The sequence below is a fragment of the Paenibacillus turicensis genome, from assembly GCF_017873435.1.
Taxonomy (GTDB): domain Bacteria; phylum Bacillota; class Bacilli; order Paenibacillales; family Paenibacillaceae; genus Fontibacillus; species Fontibacillus turicensis.
Map to the genome: position 1 here is coordinate 72,743 of NZ_JAGGKG010000014.1, position 17,206 is coordinate 89,948.

A 17,206-nucleotide genomic window follows, 5' to 3' on the forward strand; every position below is an offset into this window, starting at 1 on the left:
ATTACTCTTAAAGGGAGGCAACATTTAATGAAAGAAGTAGCAGCTTTGGTTGTTGGAAAGTCTGGAGCAGGGAAATCTGAATTTATTGGTTCTTTTTCTGAAAATAGCAATTTAATCAATTCGAGCGGTGGTGGTCAAACTACAAGAACAAGCGTCGAATATAACTATCATATTGAAAATGTAACACCTTATGTGCAAGTCAATTTTCTAACAGAAGAACAATTTATTGAGAAAAGAATGTCTCAGATTGAAGAATTGAAAATCCCAAGTGGAAAATACGATTTAAGCATAAAAGAACAAGTGCTTGAAATAGAAGGTTTCTTTAACTATAAAGAGTTTGATTTTGAAGATAAAAGGATTTCAAATCAAATTGATGATATATGGGAAGAAATACTACCGCTCGAATCACAGAAAGTTGATTATACATATGATGAGTATCAGTTGATTACAGAAAAAATCAAGAAAAAAATGGGGGTCGATCTAATTGAAAGGGAAGAAACCTCCGAATTAAATGCCGATGATAGTAGTTCTACAAATAATGCGACAAGTTATAGAATAGATCATATCGTAGAGCAGTTACTACAAGCAACTTACAAAATATTAAGGGAATCAATAAGAGATTTCCCTAACAAATTCGAACTAATCAGTATAAGTGATGATAATAAGAGAAGATTAACCTATTGTTTAAAGGTAGATGATGATAATCATTCTGTTACAGGGATGATATCAAAAGTAGTAATAAATGATAATATAAAACTGGTGTATAGAGATTTGTTAAATAATATGGGTATAAAGAAACTGACTTTTATTGATACTTATGGGCTGGATCATGAAAAGCTTGCAACAGCAGAGGTATTACAAAACCGATATAATATATTGTTTAATGAGTTTCCTAATATTGAAACAGTACTTTTTGTCAGAGCGCTAGGGAGCGACTCACCAACTGATCTTGCAACAGCGATACCTTTAATCTACGCTAGTAACCCGGCAGTTGTACCTTATGTAGTGTTTACTAAAATTGATGAGAATAAGATCATTGAAGCTCAGTCCAATAAATCTAGAATAGATTTGGTTGATTTAAACAAAATTAAACCGATTAAGGCAGTTGATTATTTCTTAGCTAGTAGAAATGAACGAACTATTAAAAAGATTTTGAGTGAAGCTAATATTCCTGAAATTCTTATAGAAAGTCGATACGAAGTGCTTTTGAATAATCTAATGCCTTATTGTTCTATTGATAAAGAATGTTATAGGGATAACAATAAGGAGTATGTAGAGCAGCTATTTTCTTCTATTCTAAACAAGGAGCATCTTGGTAAGTCTTTGGTTAATATTGATGCTCTTGAATCTCTTGCACAAAGTCCTGAATTTAAGTCTACATTTATAAGATTATTGAAACAAATGTTTATCAAGGCATCAAAAGATTGGTCATATTATACATTACAGCGCAGAACAATTGGTGCAAATAGGAAGAGATTGGAATCTGGCGAATTAGGTTATGATGGTACTTATTTGGATTCTTGGCAAAGCAGATTTAGTACGGGTTATAATCAAGTTTTCTCTAAAATATCACCAACTGATTTTGAACAATTATTTAAGGTAAATCAAAGCACAAATGAATCAGCTGCTATTCAAGAGATTTTGAATCAATTTTCTAAATACTTTTTGAGGTTTGGAAATTATATCGAACATGGAAGTACAAATGAAAATACAAAATTCAAAAATATTGTAGTAGAGAGTAATCCAGAGTATATGAAATATAACAATTTATATTGTGATATGCGCCCCATTCATGCATGGTTGTCAAAAGTATATAGTTTCGGTAACTACTTCGATAAAGTCGAGACGGAGATATATGACGTTGTATTAAGTAAATTCGTGAAAAACTTCATAAAGGATTGTAGAGATCACAATGTGCGCATTTTAAGAAAAAGTATTAAGTCAGCAAAAGGAGATAATTCCAAAATTGTGGAGGATTACTTCTTAAATTACGATAGTAATATTGTTGATAAAGAAATCTTTCTTTCAAGAATTAAGTCTATGAGTTTAACAAGATGATTAAATAGAAAGAAGAAGCCTTTCTTACGGTTTGCGTAAGAAAGGCTTTTACTTAGAGGCAATTAAAGGAGAATGAGAAAAAATGTCGAATTCTAGAATTTGGAGCATAGTTCAAGACGACTAGTTGATACTAGAAAGTAGGTGGTTAAAATGGCTCAATCTTCAATCACTGCACCAGTGGTACTGCCGTTCTCTGAATATAAGTGGTTATGGGCTACATGGACAGTACGTGAAATATATAAAAATCCAGCAATTTGGCTAAAAGTGCTACGTGTTATGTATAAATATGAAGGTCTCGAGTATGGAGTAAATACATCCTCGGGTCAATTGTTTCACCAAGCACTTAACTCACTTGGTCTCACTGATGATAACAACAGTCCAATTTCTTTTTTACAATCGGATAGGAGTTTTCTAAGGGGGTACCAGACCTATTGGACAAACACTGGTGTTTTAATTCCTCCAGATAAAAACGACAATAAAATTGGTCTAACTCCCCTTGGGAAGGCAATTGCTACGGGGAAAATGTTGTTTAAAGATTACGTAGAACATATGGTGAAGAAATTTCAACTGCCCAATCCGATTACTCAGTACAGACTCTTGCAGCAATGGAACGATAATAATTCGAATGTGAAACCACTAGCATTTATTTTAGAAGTGCTACTTGAACTATATAATAGAGCAGGATTTGGTAATGCTTATGTAACTGAAAGGGAAGCTGCAATATTAATTTATCCTCTATCTGCAACAATGAATCCTGGTGAAGTTTGTGAGGAGCTTCTAGCTTGGAGAGAAAGTGACCCAAGTTTTAATATATCCTTTATGTATATCAACGCTGCTATGGAAAGTAACGAATTTAGGAGTATAAAAGAGTTCCTTCAATTTCTATCAGCAGGCGAGTTTTTAGTAGCTACCGAAATGGCAGTTACGGACTTTAACATTAATGGTGGAGTGCTTGCCTCGACTAATTCGGTGAGAACGTGCTACTTCCTAAACATTATTGGTACAGGAAAGTGGAATCAAGTAGCTACTTCAAAACAAATCTATGACAGTATAACGTTGTTAATTGAGGAAGCAAATAATTCAGGTTATTTTATAGCAGACCTAACTAAGCCTGAAATTGAAATAAAAACAGAGTATCTTGATTATTTAAGTGTTGGAGTTAATTTTAATGCAACTATCAGAACTGTTAATTTCGACGCTCAAATTGATCAATATGTTGAGCTTCTGAAAGATAATAAACAAATTATTCTGAGCGGACCGCCAGGAACAGGGAAAACGCGTTTAGCGTTGCAGATAGCCGAAAAACTTGAAGTGAACAATGAGTTAGCCCAAAAGGAAATGATTCTATTCCATCAGTCCTCATCATATGAGGATTTCATTGAAGGAATTCGTCCTAATGTGGAAAGCACAACTCTCAGTTATACATATAAGCACGGAATGTTTAAACTTCTTTGTAAAAAAGCGGAGATGTCTCCCGACAAATTTTTTGTGCTTATTATAGATGAGATTAACCGTGGTAATATTTCCAACATATTTGGGGAATTAATATTTTTACTGGAGCCGAGCTATCGTCATGCTGAGTATGCTGTCGAGCTTCAATACACTGGTGAAAGTTTATGGGTACCTTCAAATTTATTAATTATAGGTACTATGAATTCAACAGACAAATCCGCAATCGATATTGATTTGGCTTTAAGAAGAAGATTCTCAATAATTAATCTTTACCCCGATGTTGCAGTGATTAATTCTAAACTCAACGAATTAGGGGTAGAAGTATCATCTTCGGACGGTCGTATAATAGATATTGCAAAGACGCTGGAAGGATTAAACTCCATTATTTGCAGTAATGTTGGGTTAGGAGACGATTTTCAGATTGGGCAAGCTTTCTTACTTCCGCAAGAAGGTAAGGAATACAATGGGGATTTCTTATTAAAAGCTTGGAATTATAAGATTTTACCGTTGCTTAATGAGTATATACAACTATCTCCGTCTTTAAAAGGTGATCTCAGCGATATGGGATTCGTTATTAGGAATGGGCGTATACAACTATTCTCAGATGAAGATATGTTTAACTCATTACATCAACTGAGTGGGATTGTCTAATGAGACGAGAAATTCATGTATACTATGGAGAGGGAGTTCATAGGTTTGCGCTAACCCAAAGAGATGAAGTTGTTCTTAGAAGTATGTTACAGGAACAAGATCGTTGGACGAGAACCACTCCTTCTGGCAGAAAATCATTTGAACCGTTGGTTACCGATTTTCAAAGAATTGATAATAACTATTGTAGCTTTAATCCTGGTCCTTATGTAGGTGTTGTTGCATTGAATGATGCCCGGCTTATCTTCAATGCACCAAAATGGTTGCGAGGACTAAATAATAATCATTTGTATTATATGCTCATTCGTTCGAATCCTTTGTTGCCTAAAACAGTTGATTTGCCAGAACTACCCTCTGAACAAACGGTTTCTGCCAAAGGACTACTAGAACCGTTATTCAATCTGTTTGTTTCGGAAACTCTTTCAGCTTTAAAAAAGGGTGTTTATAAGACATATGTAAAAGAAGATATCGTTTCCCCAAACTTAAAAGGGAAATTGGATTTTAGTAGGCAGGTTAGGCTAGATGTAGCATCTAAACCATATTTCGCAACACAGCGTCAGACATTCACTGATAAAAATTCACTTAATGAATTGTTATATTGGGCATGCAAAGTGATAGAAGTGAACAGTCAAAATAGTAAAACGCTTGCTCTAACTGAGCAAATTTTAGGATTACTCCCTAAGTTTAAGATCAACAATATATCTAAGTTACAATTTGTCTATCCGGAACGTAGGGGATTTCATTTGCGTTGGGCAGTAACCTTGGCAAAGCTAGTCGTAAATAAAGAATCTGTATCCTTTGAAGGGCATCAAGAGCAATTGTTCAGTATGGTCATTAACTTATTCGATTTATTTGAAAATTATGTGGCAAGTGAACTTATATTGCGGGATACTAAATTTAGACACCAATTCGAAATTCCTTTCGTCGATCAGTCAGGGAGTGGCACTAATACAGGATGGGATAGAAGAAAGGTGTTTCCAGATATCGTTTATAACGGTACCAACAGGTTTGTTTTAGATGTTAAAATGAAAAAAATTCGGGGTTCAGGACCAGACATTAATGATATTTATCAGATTCATTTTTATGCAATGTTGCTTGGTGTAGCAAGAGCAGTTATTGTACATCCAATTGGTAGCCTAACGGCTGAAATAAAAAAGTTCCCTGTCTCATATAATCCAGGGAACTCAATAGAAATAATATGTTATGGTCTTCCGATAGTCGGAACGGAATCGGAAATGATCAATTCAGTTGAGGAACTGTACAGTTATTTGATGACCTCTGTGTAGAAATATTATACAGAGGTCATTTGTTCGTTCTTAACTTTAATCGGAAACATTCTGGCAATATTGTATGCGAAAAGTGGAGGAACTGCATTCCCAATTTGTCGATATCCGTCTGTTTTAGAGCCTGAGAATACAAAGTCCATTGGGAATGTTTGAATTGTAGCGGCTTCTCTTACAGATAGTCTTCTATGATTATTGGGGTGATGGATTATAACGACCCCACCCTTATCGTCACCTCTTGCAGTGATTGTTGGGGAAGGCTTATCAGGATCAATTACCCTATGACCCATATAACCATTAAAACGTAGTTTATATTTTGTATATTCGTGATTTGGTATATGTGGTGCTTCCTCTGGCTCAGGAATATCTCTTAATGCTTGTCCAATTGTTACCCAAGGTTTTTTGTCAGAAAAGTTTAGTTTTGAAGGATCACAATGTGTCGGCTCAGGGAAAGAGATAGTCTCTTTAATATCATTCCTAACACCTATAAATATAACGCGTTCTCTTATTTGAGGAACACCATAATCCGCCGCGTTTAGTAGTCTGTACTCTACATTATAGCCAGCAGATATAAAATCATTTTTGATAAGCTCAATGACCTTCCCTTTGCCTAAGCTAAGTATTCCTTTTACATTTTCAGCAATAAAGTACAGAGGTTGTTTTTCTCGAATTACTCTTAAAAATTCTAAATAAAGTTTGTTTCGTTCGTCTTGTTCTGATCTGTTAGTATTAGCTACAGAAAATCCTTGACAGGGAAATCCACCTATAACCATATCACAATTAGGGATATCGCTTGTAGATACTTCCCTAATATCTTCAAGGCAGATGTGCTTCCCTATATTTTCTTTATATGTTTCAACTGCTTTGCTGTAAAGGTCGTTTGCCCAAATAATTTCATGACCTGCCTTGGTAAAACCTAAGTCCATACCACCAGCTCCTGAAAAGAGAGAGACTATTTTCATCTTTTTCCCCCCGTTGCTACTAGAGACTTTTTAGAAGTAGAAAATTGGTGGGCTAATTTCTCGGCAAACAAAGGAGGTACAGCATTTCCAATTTGACGATAGCAAGAGGTTTTTGAACCTATAAATATGAAATCTATTGGAAAGGTTTGAATTGTAGCTGCTTCACGTACAGATAGCCTTCTATGATTGTTCGGATGATGAATAACTACAACACCGCCACCGCCATTACCTCTTGCTAAGATAGTGGGTGATGGTTTGTCTGGATCTACCACCCTATGTCCGGTGAAATTTTTATTGGAAAAAACTTTATATGCTGAATACACATGATTTGGTATTGTTGTATTTTCATCAGGTTCAGGGATATGAAGAAGAGCATCTTTCATGGATACCCATTTTAGTAATTCAGAATCTTCTTTCTCATCATGACTAGGTTCTGGGAATTCAATAACTTCATCTATATCTTTTCTTATGCCAATGAAAATAACTCTTTGTCTAATTTGAGGTACACCATAGTCAGCACAATTAATAAGTTTATAGGTGACATTATAACCAGCTTCCTCAAAATCTTCTACTATAAGATTAAGAACAGCTCCCTTTCCCAAGCTTAGTATACCCTTCACATTTTCTGCGACGAAGTATTTTGGCTTTTTATCCCGAATGACTCTGTAAAATTCAAGATATAATTTATTTCTTTCATCCGATTCTGTACGTTTTAAATTTGCCAAAGAAAATCCTTGGCAAGGAAATCCACCTATTACCATGTCACAATCGGGAATAGCTGCCGATTCAATCTGTCTTATATCACCAAGAATAATATGATCGCCGATGTTGGTTTTATAACTTGCAACAGCATCTGCGTCAAAATCATTAGCCCAGATAATTTTATGTCCTGCGTTAATAAACCCTAAATCTAAACCACCACATCCAGAGAACAAAGATACTATATGCATGAGTTCACCATCCTTATTACAAATAAAAAAGAACATATGTTCTTATTTAGTATATTGTAGCTTATCAAAATGATCAAGTGTATAAGACAAATGAAATATATTACTACAAGAATAAAAATTTTGCAAGACAATACAATATTGATTCTATCATGAGAGAAGGAATAACTCCATCCTTCGACATAACTAATTGAAGAGAGTGGGTAGGTGAAATAAGGACACACAATTTTGATTGTGTATCCTTTCATGCTATAACAGGGTACAGAATGTTCATAACAAGAGCCATCTGTCTTAGAAAAAAAGGTTACAGAATGTTAAAGGAGATGAGCCGATTGGACTTTACCCAATATCTCAAACAACAGGAGATGCGACAAAAAACCATTGATGGATATGCTGCTGTAGTTAAAGAATTTATACAATGGCGGGATGTACTTCCTGATCAATCCGAAATAGTTACGCAACTGCTTGTGTTAGAATATAAATCTTATTTGAAGACCATCAGAAAAAATCATCCCAAGACGATTAATCGCAAGCTAGCTGCTTTACGAAAATGGTTTGAGTATTTACAAGCGACAGGGCAATTAAAAGAAGCCATTACCGTCAAGGATGAAGCATTAGCAGATATGGAACGCTGGAAGGAACCCAAGTATCTTGATAAAAATCAGGTTCGTGATTTAAAAAGAGCCATCGAAAAAGAGCCAAGCAATTTTCTGCGAAACCGGGACCGATGTATGATTTACCTTATGTTGTACCTGGGCTTGCGCCAAGAAGAAATGCTTAACTTAGAGCTTACAGATATTATCCGGACACCAGGCAAGCAAAAGATCATTATAAGAGAAGGAAAAGGTGGATTCTATGGGGAGTTGGCACTTGAAAGTGCAGAATTGCGAGGAGCCATTGACCAATGGCTTGTAGAAAGAGCCAAGAGCAGATTCGCCAACAGCCATTTTCTATTTGTCAGTCAGAAATCAGCGCATGCTGGAAAACGTTCTGCTGTTAAAATGATTAATCGGGTGAGCAAAACATCTAGCGTTGAATTTACCTGCCATCAACTACGTCATACCTTTGGAAAACGCATAATTGATACCACTGGAAATATTAAAAAAGCACAGGAGCTTTTGCGCCACAAGCATACCTCATCCACAGAGATTTATACGCTGCATCGAAGAGAAGAATTAAATACGGTGCTACGAGGACTGGATGATGTAATGTAGGAGAAACACAAAGTAAAACGAAGCACAACCTCCAACAGCAGAAGGTGTGCTTCGTTTTACTTTGTTCATTTTGTTCATTTTCGACTAATTTTCAAGGCTTTTTTGAAAAGCTCCAATCGTTGAATGTTCATTGTTGGATTCACGATTTCGGAAATCATATCAATGGCTGATTGACCCCTTACGATAATCTTACTTGGTCTTTTCAACTTTTCACCGCCTATATAAATTGTGACATCAGAAATCAACTTATCATTATCGAATTGATGATGGATTGGTTTTGTTTGATAGGAAAATCTAATGATTCTATTTACTATATGGATTAGATTTATTGCATTGAATCTGTCTAATACATGTATTGTATCTAACACATCTATTATTTCTATTGTATCTGATAGATAGGATAGAAAACTGAATTTATAGCGATAAAGCCAGTCGTGTTAGCTGTTGAAATACTATAAACATCGCTGTTGCACTAATCGTCCCGTTATCACTCATGCGCTGGTCAAATCCAGTAGGAAAGATGTATTAACCTTAAAATAACAGATAAAATCCACTATGAATTAAGGAAAAACATGCTCATTTCGATAAAAAACAATGTCTGCACTAGCAAGCCTATTAATGGCATAACTACTTAATTGATGATCCCCTTTTTGTTCAAGTAACGTGAAATAATCCTGTAAAGCTTCAACTTCCCCAACTGAAAGCTGCTTGCGAATGACATGAACGAATAAGCCAAATGCTAGAACACGGTTAATTATTATTTCTGATTGCAAGATAAACGCAGTGGATTTCTTTTCCGCGATAATTAGTTCCACATAGAGTAGCAAAGAAATAACGGGGACAGGAATAATCCAATACATGATTGAGATGTTTATCAGACAAAGAAGGCTGGCGACAAAGATCAGAAAGGAAGTCGCCAGTAATAAACAAAGTTTTTGACTGGTTAGGTGCAAGTAACCATAGTATTTCAAAGAGCATCGCCTACTTCTTGTTCGTTTAGGAGTAGAAGTGAAATATCAAGTTTCGACAGCATCTCAGATATATAAATAAACTGATCATGGTGGATATGCAGAATATGATAGGACTGCATAACTAAAACATCAATTTTTACTGAACCGTCCATAATAGTTTGTAGATTTGGGCGGGGGGCATCGGATTTCGTAACATCTTTTAACACGATAACATCCTCAAAAGGAACCTGATAGTCGTGGCAGAATTGTTGTAATGTCAGGTACTGCTTGTTTATCGTTCGAGGGGTTTCGCCACGAATATAAAAAGCAACAGACAAATTGGTCATATTCATTGCGTCACTACTCCCTCTTCTCATCTAGTGATTGTAGTTGAGATGGTTTGATTGCCCCAAGTCGTTTTTTAGTTACCTCATCATCGAAAAGGTGAATATGTCTAGCATCCGATTGTTCTCGGTAAAGCTGCTGATATCGATAACGAAATTCTTTTCCAATATGCCGGAAAGCTTCGGGTTGTTCAAGCATGCATTTGAGCAATCGACACTCAACCCATTTATAAACTAAGGATAGGCTGATAAGAAAAACTGCAAAAATCATTGTATGTTGTGGTGTGATAAAGTCCATCATGTAACCTCCTAATAGCGTATCCAAATTAATCCAGATTATCTGTAGCAACCAGTATATCTGGTTTCCCCTCACTTGCCAAGGCTAGTAAATTTATTCCCTATGTTCATACTTTATCTTCTTGTTCTGATGATGTTCTGGTTCTGAAAAGAAAAAAATATAGTCTTGTGTCCCAGTTCCATATATGTCCCACAGACATTTAAAAACATGAAATTTGACTTTGTTTTTTAGGCATATATAATGTCCCTACGATTTGGCTCTACCATTTTTTCAATCATCTAAATTATTGAACATGGAGGGATGCCTTACTACTAATTTCTGAAGGGGACCACGAATAATGAATATATTATTAGAAAAACAAATACAGAAATACAAAGAAGCATTGCTGGCGAAATTAAACCACTTGGTTATTGGAGAACGCAAACGTTATATTGAACAGTATAAGCAAGGGGATAATGTAAGATATTATACAGCCAAGCGAATATTAAAAGATGAAGTTGTAATAGCACATTTGGAGGGGAAAAGAACCGTAGGTTGTTATTACATTGGGAAATTGAGCAAGTTTCTATGTTTTGATATTGATGAGCCAGATCCGTCAATTCCTCTGCAATTGCTAAAGATACTCAAAGATATGGGTTTTAGGTCAAATGAGCTACATATTGAAAATAGCGGATCAAAAGGATGGCATATCTGGTTATTCTTTGAGGAGCCTATTCCAATATCTAGACTAACACGGTTTGGGAAGGTAATCATAGCGGAGCTAGGTTCCATGGGAAGTAGAATTGAATTACGACCAGAACAAAGTGAAAGCAGTCGGGGCATCAAATTGCCATTTGCCATTCATCGTAAAACGATGGTTCGAACTACTTATTTACAGCACAATTTACTTTTTCAAGAAAATGCAATAGAGTATTTTTTGAATATTGAACCAATGGGTAAAGAGCGATTTGAGTTTCTTACGAATGATTTGTTTGCAGAACAGTTACAGGACGACACCCCGACAATAGAGTGTTCTAAAAGTAAAGTGGAAAACAACTATTCTACCAAGCCTAATGTGTTAAAAGGCACGCCATTACATCTTGCAGCCGAGAAACTATTGCACGATGGAATTCCAGAACGAGGAATTGAAGATAAACAAGGAAGGCACTTTTATCAATTTTTGATTGCTCTTTACTTTAAGGAACAAGGATATTCAGAGCAAGAAACAGCTCATAAGGTTACAGAATGGGCGCTTAGAGAAAAGCAGTACCAACGTGCAAAAAGTAGCGAGGATGAAATTCGACAGGATGTAGCGAATGATATCCATCATATCTATTGTAAGGACAAAAAGTTATTTATACCCAGACAGAAAGAAATAAGTGTTAGCTATGCTGATATTCAATTGGTTCAAGAGATCCATGATCCGGTTACGCAACAGATTGCATGGGCAATTCTTGTTTTAGGGCGAATGTTTCAAAAAGAAGGTCAAGTATATTTTTCTATTCGTCAATTGGTAGCAATGACAGGTTTTAGCCGAAATACAGTGCATCGAAGGTTGCAAGTATTAATTGAAGCTAACTTCATACAATTAATTCAGAATGGGCAATATAAATCTTCAAAATCAATGGCTAGCCTTTATGTAATCCCTGCATTATTAAGGGATGCTGAATCTGATACATTTATCATTCCGATTAAGTCAACACAATGGGATGAAATTTTTGATGAAACATTTGATATATTTAATAGTCAGCGTTTGACATTGGAAAGCCATCAAGGTATTGCGGAATGAGGATTTTATTCTGTGACCAATCCTTGCTCCGCTTTGGTTTCTGTTTAGTGGAACTAAAAGAGGATTACTGTGAGGTAATAAATTATGGGCTACTGCAGCTGAATGGGAAAATTCATTATATTGAACGCCTAATTCAAATCGAATCATGGCTTGTGAACTACCTTCGCAAGCATGATATAGAGCAACTTGTTGTCGAAGAAATACAATTTCAACGTAATGTTCAAACGTTCCGGAAGCTTTGTGTATTACAATACGTTATGGAAGCGCTCTGTTACAAAAATAGCATTTTATATGCTAAGCCTTTGCAAGTCCATGTTTGGAGAACTAACGGGGTTAGGAAACTATTGCATTTATCTAATGGCAGCAAAATGACTCTATATGAGCATTTGAATCGACGTCTTAACTATCCTGACTCATTCGATACGAATCAGGCGGATGCCATAGGTATGGCTCAATATTGGTGCGCTCAAAATACTTCCATACCATTTGTACTGGATAATGCTAAGCAAATCATAATAAAGGACAAAGGAATATGTTAATCCCGTTGTCCTTTATTCATAAAGATTTGAAGTTGTTTAGTGAAATAAGCCTTTTTATCTTCTGTTATTACTGCGGTTTGGGTGGAATGCTTAAAGTGGATGATGTTTTCATGTACGCCTTCAACCTGATGTAGGTTGATTAGGCAAGAGCGATGGGTTAATACATAATCGTGAAACATCAAATACTTCTCGTACAGCTTGATTGGGATTTTTGATTCAAATTGACCTTGTTGGGTATGCACATAAACGATGCGATTAATCGATTCAATGAATAAAATGTCGTTGGGTGTTAATAGTCGAATTTCATCAGAAATGACTGGGACGAATATTCCACCACTAGACTTAAATTGAGCTTGTTTAATTCCCCAGCGTTGTTTTTCAATGCCAACTTTAAGCCTTTCAAATGTAAAGGGAGTCTGCAGAATATCAACAATACCTAAGTCAGCAACATAGCTTGCAGATAATGTTTGGTTCGTAATCAGAATCGTCGGAACAATTCTGCCACGCAAACGGAGTAGATGAAAGGCTTCAAGTACATTCATGTCTGCATCGATGGTATGATTTAGTAATACGGCGTTAATATCATGTTGACGAAATATAATGTCCATGTAATCCTCTGTAGTAGATACTATTCCAATAACTTCAACGTTCGGAATACTTTCGAGAAACATATTCAGAGTGCTTGATTGCTCGGTATCCCCTACAATCAGCATTTTTAGAGTGGGTTCGTTCATACGCAGCACCTAACCTACAACAATTGCTTAATAAATAATTTCTTTCAGCTTGTTTTCCAATTGACTCATCATGTATTTAGATAGCTTTCCAAGCGGCTTCAAGAGACGAGCTTGTTTATCAATCGTCATAATTCTGCTGACATCTACACTTAGCTTGAATGCTCCATCTCCGGAGTAACCTGTTAATTCTTTAACAAATAACGGGTGGCTATCTCCATTGCTTGCAGCTATAACCTGTAATGTCGGGGAGTGCAGGTTTCCCATGTTGTTTTGGATCACAACAATTGGACAGGTCCATTCTTCGTCATGAACCAATTGATTTAATTTTGCGAGATACACATCTGCTCGTTTAGCAGGTATGCTTCCGCAGGAACATCTCTTTTTAACATTGGTAACGACTTGCTTACAGCTGGAACAAATCATGCTGAATCCTCTCCTTTGTGATAAGTGATCAGTTTTATCACGAAAAGAGAAAAAAACAAAATTAGAACTTTATTTGATTATTTTAACCTAAGATTGGTTCTATCAGATGGGTTATCGGCATTGACGATATAGTAATTGTTCAAACTGAATGGTTCTGGTCAGTACGAACAAATAGTAGTCAAAACCAATTCTAATGGAACGTTAGGAAGCCGCTTCGGTACAATAATGGAGAAGGAGGGGAAATCGCATGGCTATATTTATTAATCTGTTAATGTATGTGGTTTTCACAGGATTCATTATATTTGCGGTCATTTTGGGGGTAAGAAAAGCTGGGAAGAGTGGAGAACAGCATTCTGTGAGGCAAGATGATGCGACAAAACGACGATTACATAATGAACAACATCAACGGATGATGCAGGATCCTTATTTGAATCAAGGCGTAGATGTCGTAGTGGATCGTCATTATCATGGTTTGGATCAGCATCAGTCGGGGAATGACCACAATAATGGAAATGGTGGGTTTAATAACGGATTTTAAATAGTAAAAAGCATGGTGAATGAGGGGCTTTATCCCTTTCTCCCATGCTTTTTCTATTTTAGGATTAGTTATCGAATGGTCCATAGCTCACGATATTGATTATGTCGTGTTTGACTTGATCTAGGTTGTCGTAGTCAGTAAATAGTTGGATTCCGACAGCCGATGAATCAATGGCAAGAAGCTCGCGCAGATCATCGTCATTTCCACTATTAAGCCAATTCAGCATGAGCAAACCAAAGCGAATATCCTTTTGACCAAAATAAAAGATTCCTTGAATGGTTTCATCCGTTTCCTTAGATAATTGAATGGATGGATAATATTGTGTGGCTAATGGGTGCAAAATTTCTCTTAACTCGGAGGTAGGCTCTGCTCGTTCAGAATGATTCATTGCTTTAAGTGACTGCAAAACAGCATAACCTCTCTCAGTAGGCTCAACAAATTGGCTGACATTGTTATAATTGTAAATGTGACTTATATCCTCGTTAATTTGCTCAATAATTTTATCGTAACTGGATGTGTCTATATTCGCTTTATTAAACAAAGAGGATCGTGCATCGGAAAATCCTTTACTCACTTGACTACTTGCTTGGAAAAAGGAAACAGCATTATACCCAACGAGTCCGATTAGCAATATTAAAGCAAACACTCCAGTAGCTATAAAGCTCGTCCAAGGATTATTGGCACCTTTTGAAGACTGCTCCAATTCCAAGACAGGCATTCCTGCGTTTCTTGCCGTAATTTTGGCACCGCGGTCATTGGTTAGAAAAATAATTGCTTTGCCTTGCTTGTGTAATTGCAGATAAGCAGCAAGAATGCGGTCATCCATTGTATCTGTTAATTTAAGCTCGGTAAGTGTTTTAAAGTCGACAGAAGGCAGTATGGTTAGCGCATGCCCTTGCCTTTGTGCATCCTCAATGGCTTTGAAAGCTCGTCTTGCGTTTGCAGCAGTCTCCGTATTCGAATTATTTTTTAATCCGTCTAGCTCTTTCTGAACCTCTCTGCTTATGAATATATGTTCGTATTTTAATAGCCCAAAGGTTTCGCTTGGATGATGCATAAGGATATTAGTATCCAAGCCAAAAGCAATTCCTTGTCCTGACTTTTCGATAATTGCCTTTTTGTACTGTTGTAAAAATGGGTTTTTGGCTAAATGACGTACATTCGTTGAGGTAAGAGAACGAGAATTAAATAAGATGCGTAATAAAGCTTCCTTGGTTCCGAAAATGTTCTTATAGTACTGGAATAAGAATAGGGTCCTGGCGATTGCAATAAATAACACGAGTGCAACAAGGGAAATAAATAACCTGATAAATGAAGCTGACTTGTCATGCTGTGCCTCAACTATTTGTTGGACGCTCTCACTTGCGAATGCAGTAACATTCCATACAAATAAACCTGTTACAAGCAACAGGCAAATGGCTAAACCTTTTTTCATAAACGCTCTAATCTCCTTCTCGGATGATGATGGTAATAGATTTATTTTAAGTTATTGCGGAAATTCCTGCCTGATAATTGGTCGTGACGAAAAAGTTTTGGTTTCGACATAATAAGAAAAAGTGATTGACAATCCAAATTCACCCATGGTAATATTCTACCTAAGCTCAATTGAGCGACTACTACAACTGAATCTTTTATAAATGATACACCCATAGTTTCCGGTACCGAAAGGTGCGCGGAGCTGGTATCACCATAAGTGGTTTTATACACTTGGTGATCGATCGTTTTTTCTTTACTTGTGTATCTATTGGCTGCTATTAGACGGGAGAAGTCTGCCCTCTAGTAGCAAACAATAGAATACAAGAAAAACGGTAAACCAGCTCTACAACGGAATACTATGGGTGTTTTTGTTTTACCCAGAGAATTCTGAATGCTCTTTGACAATTTCATAACATTACAATCCCTAATTGCACAGGGAGAGTAATGAACAAATTTTGGAGGGGATTATATTGAAAATGCAATATGATTCACAGCTTGATAGGTGGTATGCACTAGATTTTGAACCACTAGATTTGCATTGTGGGGACACCTTTTTGATGGAGATAGGCGAGCATGTTATAAGTTGCCGAATTGAGCTAGATAGTGATTGGTACATTATCAGTAATAATTTGCGTTTTAGGCTACATCCAAGTCAAACATATCATATTAAACTTTTATAAAATCTGAGGAGAAGATTGAAATGAAAAAGCAAATTGAAGGAATACAATTAAATCGAGTTTATCAGCGAGATTGTATTGAGGGGATGAAGCTTCTCCCCTCTGAAAGTATAGATTTAATAGTCGCTGACCCGCCTTATAATACTGGAATCAAAGGCACGAAGATCAATATGAAAGAAACATATGGGTTCAACTACTTCAAGGAAGCATGGGACAAGATTGATAATTTTCACGATTTTAATCAAGCATGGATAGCTGAATGCTATCGTGTATTAAAGCCTGATGGTTCAATCCTGGCATACGGCACCCATCATAACTTGTTCACAGTAGGTCATTTAATTGAGCAGGCAGGGTTCACCATTCGAGCCAAGTATGAGTGGAAAAAGAAAAATCCACCACCAAACTTTTCAGGTAGCGGTCCTCACTTTGCATCAGAATCAATTATTTGGGCGAGCAAAGGAAAACGACGTACCTATAATTTGGACTATGCTAAAAGAATCAATGACAACAAAAACATTAAGAGTGTATTCGAAACGACATTAACTCCAAGAGACGAAAAGAAGCACGGAAAATTTCCTTGTCAGAAGCCATTGGAGATTTCAATCAAGTTGATAAACCTGCACTCTCATCCAGACCAAATTGTCCTCATACCATTCTGTGGCAGCGGAAGCGAATGTGTCGCTGCTCAGATGACGGGAAGGAACTTCATTACCTTTGAAAGAGAATCAGATTACATAGAACTTGCGAATATGCGTTTGGAAAATACGGATGAATTGAAAGACAAGCTAAGCCACTTAATATAGTTCTCGAAGTGTAAATTTGAAAACAATCTGTTTAGCAACAGTTCATATATAGGCTTCGATGATCCGTCAACGGGGAGAAGCCACTAAACTAA

At 36.4% G+C, this 17,206-nt stretch carries 17 protein-coding genes; 9 read left to right on the forward strand and 8 right to left on the reverse strand.

Annotation, left to right across the window (positions count from 1 at the left end; all coding sequences use genetic code 11):
* Positions 1–27 precede the first annotated feature (27 nt).
* The 3 genes from J2Z32_RS14530 to J2Z32_RS14540 all read left to right on the forward strand — a co-directional run bounded on the left by J2Z32_RS14530 (position 28) and on the right by J2Z32_RS14540 (position 5,444).
* Positions 28–2,058 (forward strand): hypothetical protein, encoded by a 2,031-nt coding sequence (locus tag J2Z32_RS14530; protein WP_210089902.1) that lies wholly within the window; start codon positions 28–30, stop codon positions 2,056–2,058.
* A gap of 150 nt (positions 2,059–2,208) precedes the next feature.
* On the forward strand, positions 2,209–4,161 hold the full coding sequence (locus tag J2Z32_RS14535; protein WP_210089903.1) for an McrB family protein: 1,953 nt from the start codon (positions 2,209–2,211) through the stop codon (positions 4,159–4,161).
* Positions 4,161–5,444 carry a 5-methylcytosine restriction system specificity protein McrC gene (locus J2Z32_RS14540; protein WP_210089904.1) on the forward strand — a complete coding sequence of 428 codons (1,284 nt, stop codon included), beginning with the start codon at positions 4,161–4,163 and terminating at the stop codon, positions 5,442–5,444. The genes J2Z32_RS14535 and J2Z32_RS14540 overlap by 1 nt, the downstream gene beginning before the upstream one ends.
* A gap of 5 nt (positions 5,445–5,449) precedes the next feature.
* Here J2Z32_RS14540 and J2Z32_RS14545 read toward each other — a convergent pair whose 3' ends face one another.
* Complete coding sequence (locus J2Z32_RS14545) at positions 5,450–6,403, reverse strand: DNA cytosine methyltransferase (RefSeq protein WP_210089905.1); 954 nt, start codon at positions 6,401–6,403, stop codon at positions 5,450–5,452.
* Positions 6,400–7,353 carry a DNA cytosine methyltransferase gene (locus J2Z32_RS14550; protein ID WP_210089906.1) on the reverse strand — a complete coding sequence of 318 codons (954 nt, stop codon included), beginning with the start codon at positions 7,351–7,353 and terminating at the stop codon, positions 6,400–6,402. Before J2Z32_RS14550 ends, J2Z32_RS14545 begins: the two co-directional genes overlap by 4 nt.
* 320 nt (positions 7,354–7,673) lie before the next feature.
* On the opposite strand from J2Z32_RS14550, the gene J2Z32_RS14555 reads away from it, so the two are divergent.
* Entirely contained in the window at positions 7,674–8,564 is an 891-nt protein-coding gene (locus tag J2Z32_RS14555) for a tyrosine-type recombinase/integrase (RefSeq protein ID WP_245251484.1), read from the forward strand.
* Positions 8,565–9,124: 560 nt separating this feature from the next.
* Here J2Z32_RS14555 and J2Z32_RS14560 read toward each other — a convergent pair.
* The 3 genes from J2Z32_RS14560 to J2Z32_RS14570 form a co-directional block, all read right to left on the reverse strand.
* On the reverse strand, positions 9,125–9,424 hold the full coding sequence (locus tag J2Z32_RS14560; RefSeq protein WP_245251485.1) for a hypothetical protein: 300 nt from the start codon (positions 9,422–9,424) through the stop codon (positions 9,125–9,127).
* 107 nt (positions 9,425–9,531) lie between these two features.
* A complete protein-coding gene (locus tag J2Z32_RS14565; protein WP_210089908.1) occupies positions 9,532–9,867 on the reverse strand; it encodes a hypothetical protein in 336 nt (111 codons plus the stop codon).
* A 7-nt stretch (positions 9,868–9,874) separates the two neighbouring features.
* Positions 9,875–10,156 carry a hypothetical protein gene (locus tag J2Z32_RS14570; protein ID WP_210089909.1) on the reverse strand — a complete coding sequence of 94 codons (282 nt, stop codon included), beginning with the start codon at positions 10,154–10,156 and terminating at the stop codon, positions 9,875–9,877.
* Between the two features lie 337 nt (positions 10,157–10,493).
* On the opposite strand from J2Z32_RS14570, the gene J2Z32_RS14575 reads away from it, so the two are divergent.
* On the forward strand, positions 10,494–11,924 hold the full coding sequence (locus J2Z32_RS14575) for a TOTE conflict system archaeo-eukaryotic primase domain-containing protein (RefSeq protein ID WP_210089910.1): 1,431 nt from the start codon (positions 10,494–10,496) through the stop codon (positions 11,922–11,924).
* Positions 11,921–12,463 (forward strand): crossover junction endodeoxyribonuclease RuvC, encoded by a 543-nt coding sequence (locus tag J2Z32_RS14580; RefSeq protein WP_210089911.1) that lies wholly within the window; start codon positions 11,921–11,923, stop codon positions 12,461–12,463. The genes J2Z32_RS14575 and J2Z32_RS14580 overlap by 4 nt, the downstream gene beginning before the upstream one ends.
* On the opposite strand, the gene J2Z32_RS14585 is transcribed toward J2Z32_RS14580, so the two are convergent.
* Together J2Z32_RS14585 and J2Z32_RS14590 are read right to left on the reverse strand one after the other, a co-directional pair.
* The gene (locus J2Z32_RS14585) at positions 12,460–13,197 is read right to left on the reverse strand and encodes a LytR/AlgR family response regulator transcription factor (protein WP_245251486.1); all 738 of its coding nucleotides are present in this window, start codon (positions 13,195–13,197) and stop codon (positions 12,460–12,462) included. The genes J2Z32_RS14580 and J2Z32_RS14585 overlap by 4 nt on opposite strands.
* Before the next feature lie 27 nt (positions 13,198–13,224).
* A complete protein-coding gene (locus J2Z32_RS14590; RefSeq protein ID WP_210089912.1) occupies positions 13,225–13,620 on the reverse strand; it encodes a type II toxin-antitoxin system PemK/MazF family toxin in 396 nt (131 codons plus the stop codon).
* 247 nt (positions 13,621–13,867) lie between these two features.
* On the opposite strand from J2Z32_RS14590, the gene J2Z32_RS14595 reads away from it, so the two are divergent.
* Positions 13,868–14,158, forward strand: coding sequence for a hypothetical protein (locus tag J2Z32_RS14595; RefSeq protein WP_210089913.1), 291 nt, complete (start codon positions 13,868–13,870; stop codon positions 14,156–14,158).
* Positions 14,159–14,222: 64 nt separating this feature from the next.
* On the opposite strand, the gene J2Z32_RS14600 is transcribed toward J2Z32_RS14595, so the two are convergent.
* Positions 14,223–15,593, reverse strand: a complete 1,371-nt coding sequence (locus tag J2Z32_RS14600; protein WP_210089914.1) for a PIN domain-containing protein — start codon at positions 15,591–15,593, stop codon at positions 14,223–14,225.
* 517 nt (positions 15,594–16,110) lie between these two features.
* On the opposite strand from J2Z32_RS14600, the gene J2Z32_RS14605 reads away from it, so the two are divergent.
* Complete coding sequence (locus J2Z32_RS14605) at positions 16,111–16,314, forward strand: DUF5348 domain-containing protein (protein ID WP_245251492.1); 204 nt, start codon at positions 16,111–16,113, stop codon at positions 16,312–16,314.
* Between the two features lie 20 nt (positions 16,315–16,334).
* Positions 16,335–17,114, forward strand: a complete 780-nt coding sequence (locus J2Z32_RS14610; protein WP_210089916.1) for a DNA-methyltransferase — start codon at positions 16,335–16,337, stop codon at positions 17,112–17,114.
* Positions 17,115–17,206 lie beyond the last annotated feature (92 nt).

Bases quoted from the DNA above. Each gene is read 5' to 3' on its own strand.
- J2Z32_RS14530 (WP_210089902.1), top strand. From the start codon at position 28: ATGAAAGAAGTAGCAGCTTTGGTTGTTGGAAAGTCTGGAGCAGGGAAA.
- J2Z32_RS14535 (WP_210089903.1), top strand. From the start codon at position 2,209: ATGGCTCAATCTTCAATCACTGCACCAGTGGTACTGCCGTTCTCTGAA.
- J2Z32_RS14540 (WP_210089904.1), top strand. From the start codon at position 4,161: ATGAGACGAGAAATTCATGTATACTATGGAGAGGGAGTTCATAGGTTT.
- J2Z32_RS14545 (WP_210089905.1), bottom strand. From the start codon at position 6,403: ATGAAAATAGTCTCTCTCTTTTCAGGAGCTGGTGGTATGGACTTAGGT.
- J2Z32_RS14550 (WP_210089906.1), bottom strand. From the start codon at position 7,353: ATGCATATAGTATCTTTGTTCTCTGGATGTGGTGGTTTAGATTTAGGG.
- J2Z32_RS14555 (WP_245251484.1), top strand. From the start codon at position 7,674: ATGAGCCGATTGGACTTTACCCAATATCTCAAACAACAGGAGATGCGA.
- J2Z32_RS14560 (WP_245251485.1), bottom strand. From the start codon at position 9,424: ATGTATTGGATTATTCCTGTCCCCGTTATTTCTTTGCTACTCTATGTG.
- J2Z32_RS14565 (WP_210089908.1), bottom strand. From the start codon at position 9,867: ATGAATATGACCAATTTGTCTGTTGCTTTTTATATTCGTGGCGAAACC.
- J2Z32_RS14570 (WP_210089909.1), bottom strand. From the start codon at position 10,156: ATGGACTTTATCACACCACAACATACAATGATTTTTGCAGTTTTTCTT.
- J2Z32_RS14575 (WP_210089910.1), top strand. From the start codon at position 10,494: ATGAATATATTATTAGAAAAACAAATACAGAAATACAAAGAAGCATTG.
- J2Z32_RS14580 (WP_210089911.1), top strand. From the start codon at position 11,921: ATGAGGATTTTATTCTGTGACCAATCCTTGCTCCGCTTTGGTTTCTGT.
- J2Z32_RS14585 (WP_245251486.1), bottom strand. From the start codon at position 13,197: ATGAACGAACCCACTCTAAAAATGCTGATTGTAGGGGATACCGAGCAA.
- J2Z32_RS14590 (WP_210089912.1), bottom strand. From the start codon at position 13,620: ATGATTTGTTCCAGCTGTAAGCAAGTCGTTACCAATGTTAAAAAGAGA.
- J2Z32_RS14595 (WP_210089913.1), top strand. From the start codon at position 13,868: ATGGCTATATTTATTAATCTGTTAATGTATGTGGTTTTCACAGGATTC.
- J2Z32_RS14600 (WP_210089914.1), bottom strand. From the start codon at position 15,593: ATGAAAAAAGGTTTAGCCATTTGCCTGTTGCTTGTAACAGGTTTATTT.
- J2Z32_RS14605 (WP_245251492.1), top strand. From the start codon at position 16,111: ATGCAATATGATTCACAGCTTGATAGGTGGTATGCACTAGATTTTGAA.
- J2Z32_RS14610 (WP_210089916.1), top strand. From the start codon at position 16,335: ATGAAAAAGCAAATTGAAGGAATACAATTAAATCGAGTTTATCAGCGA.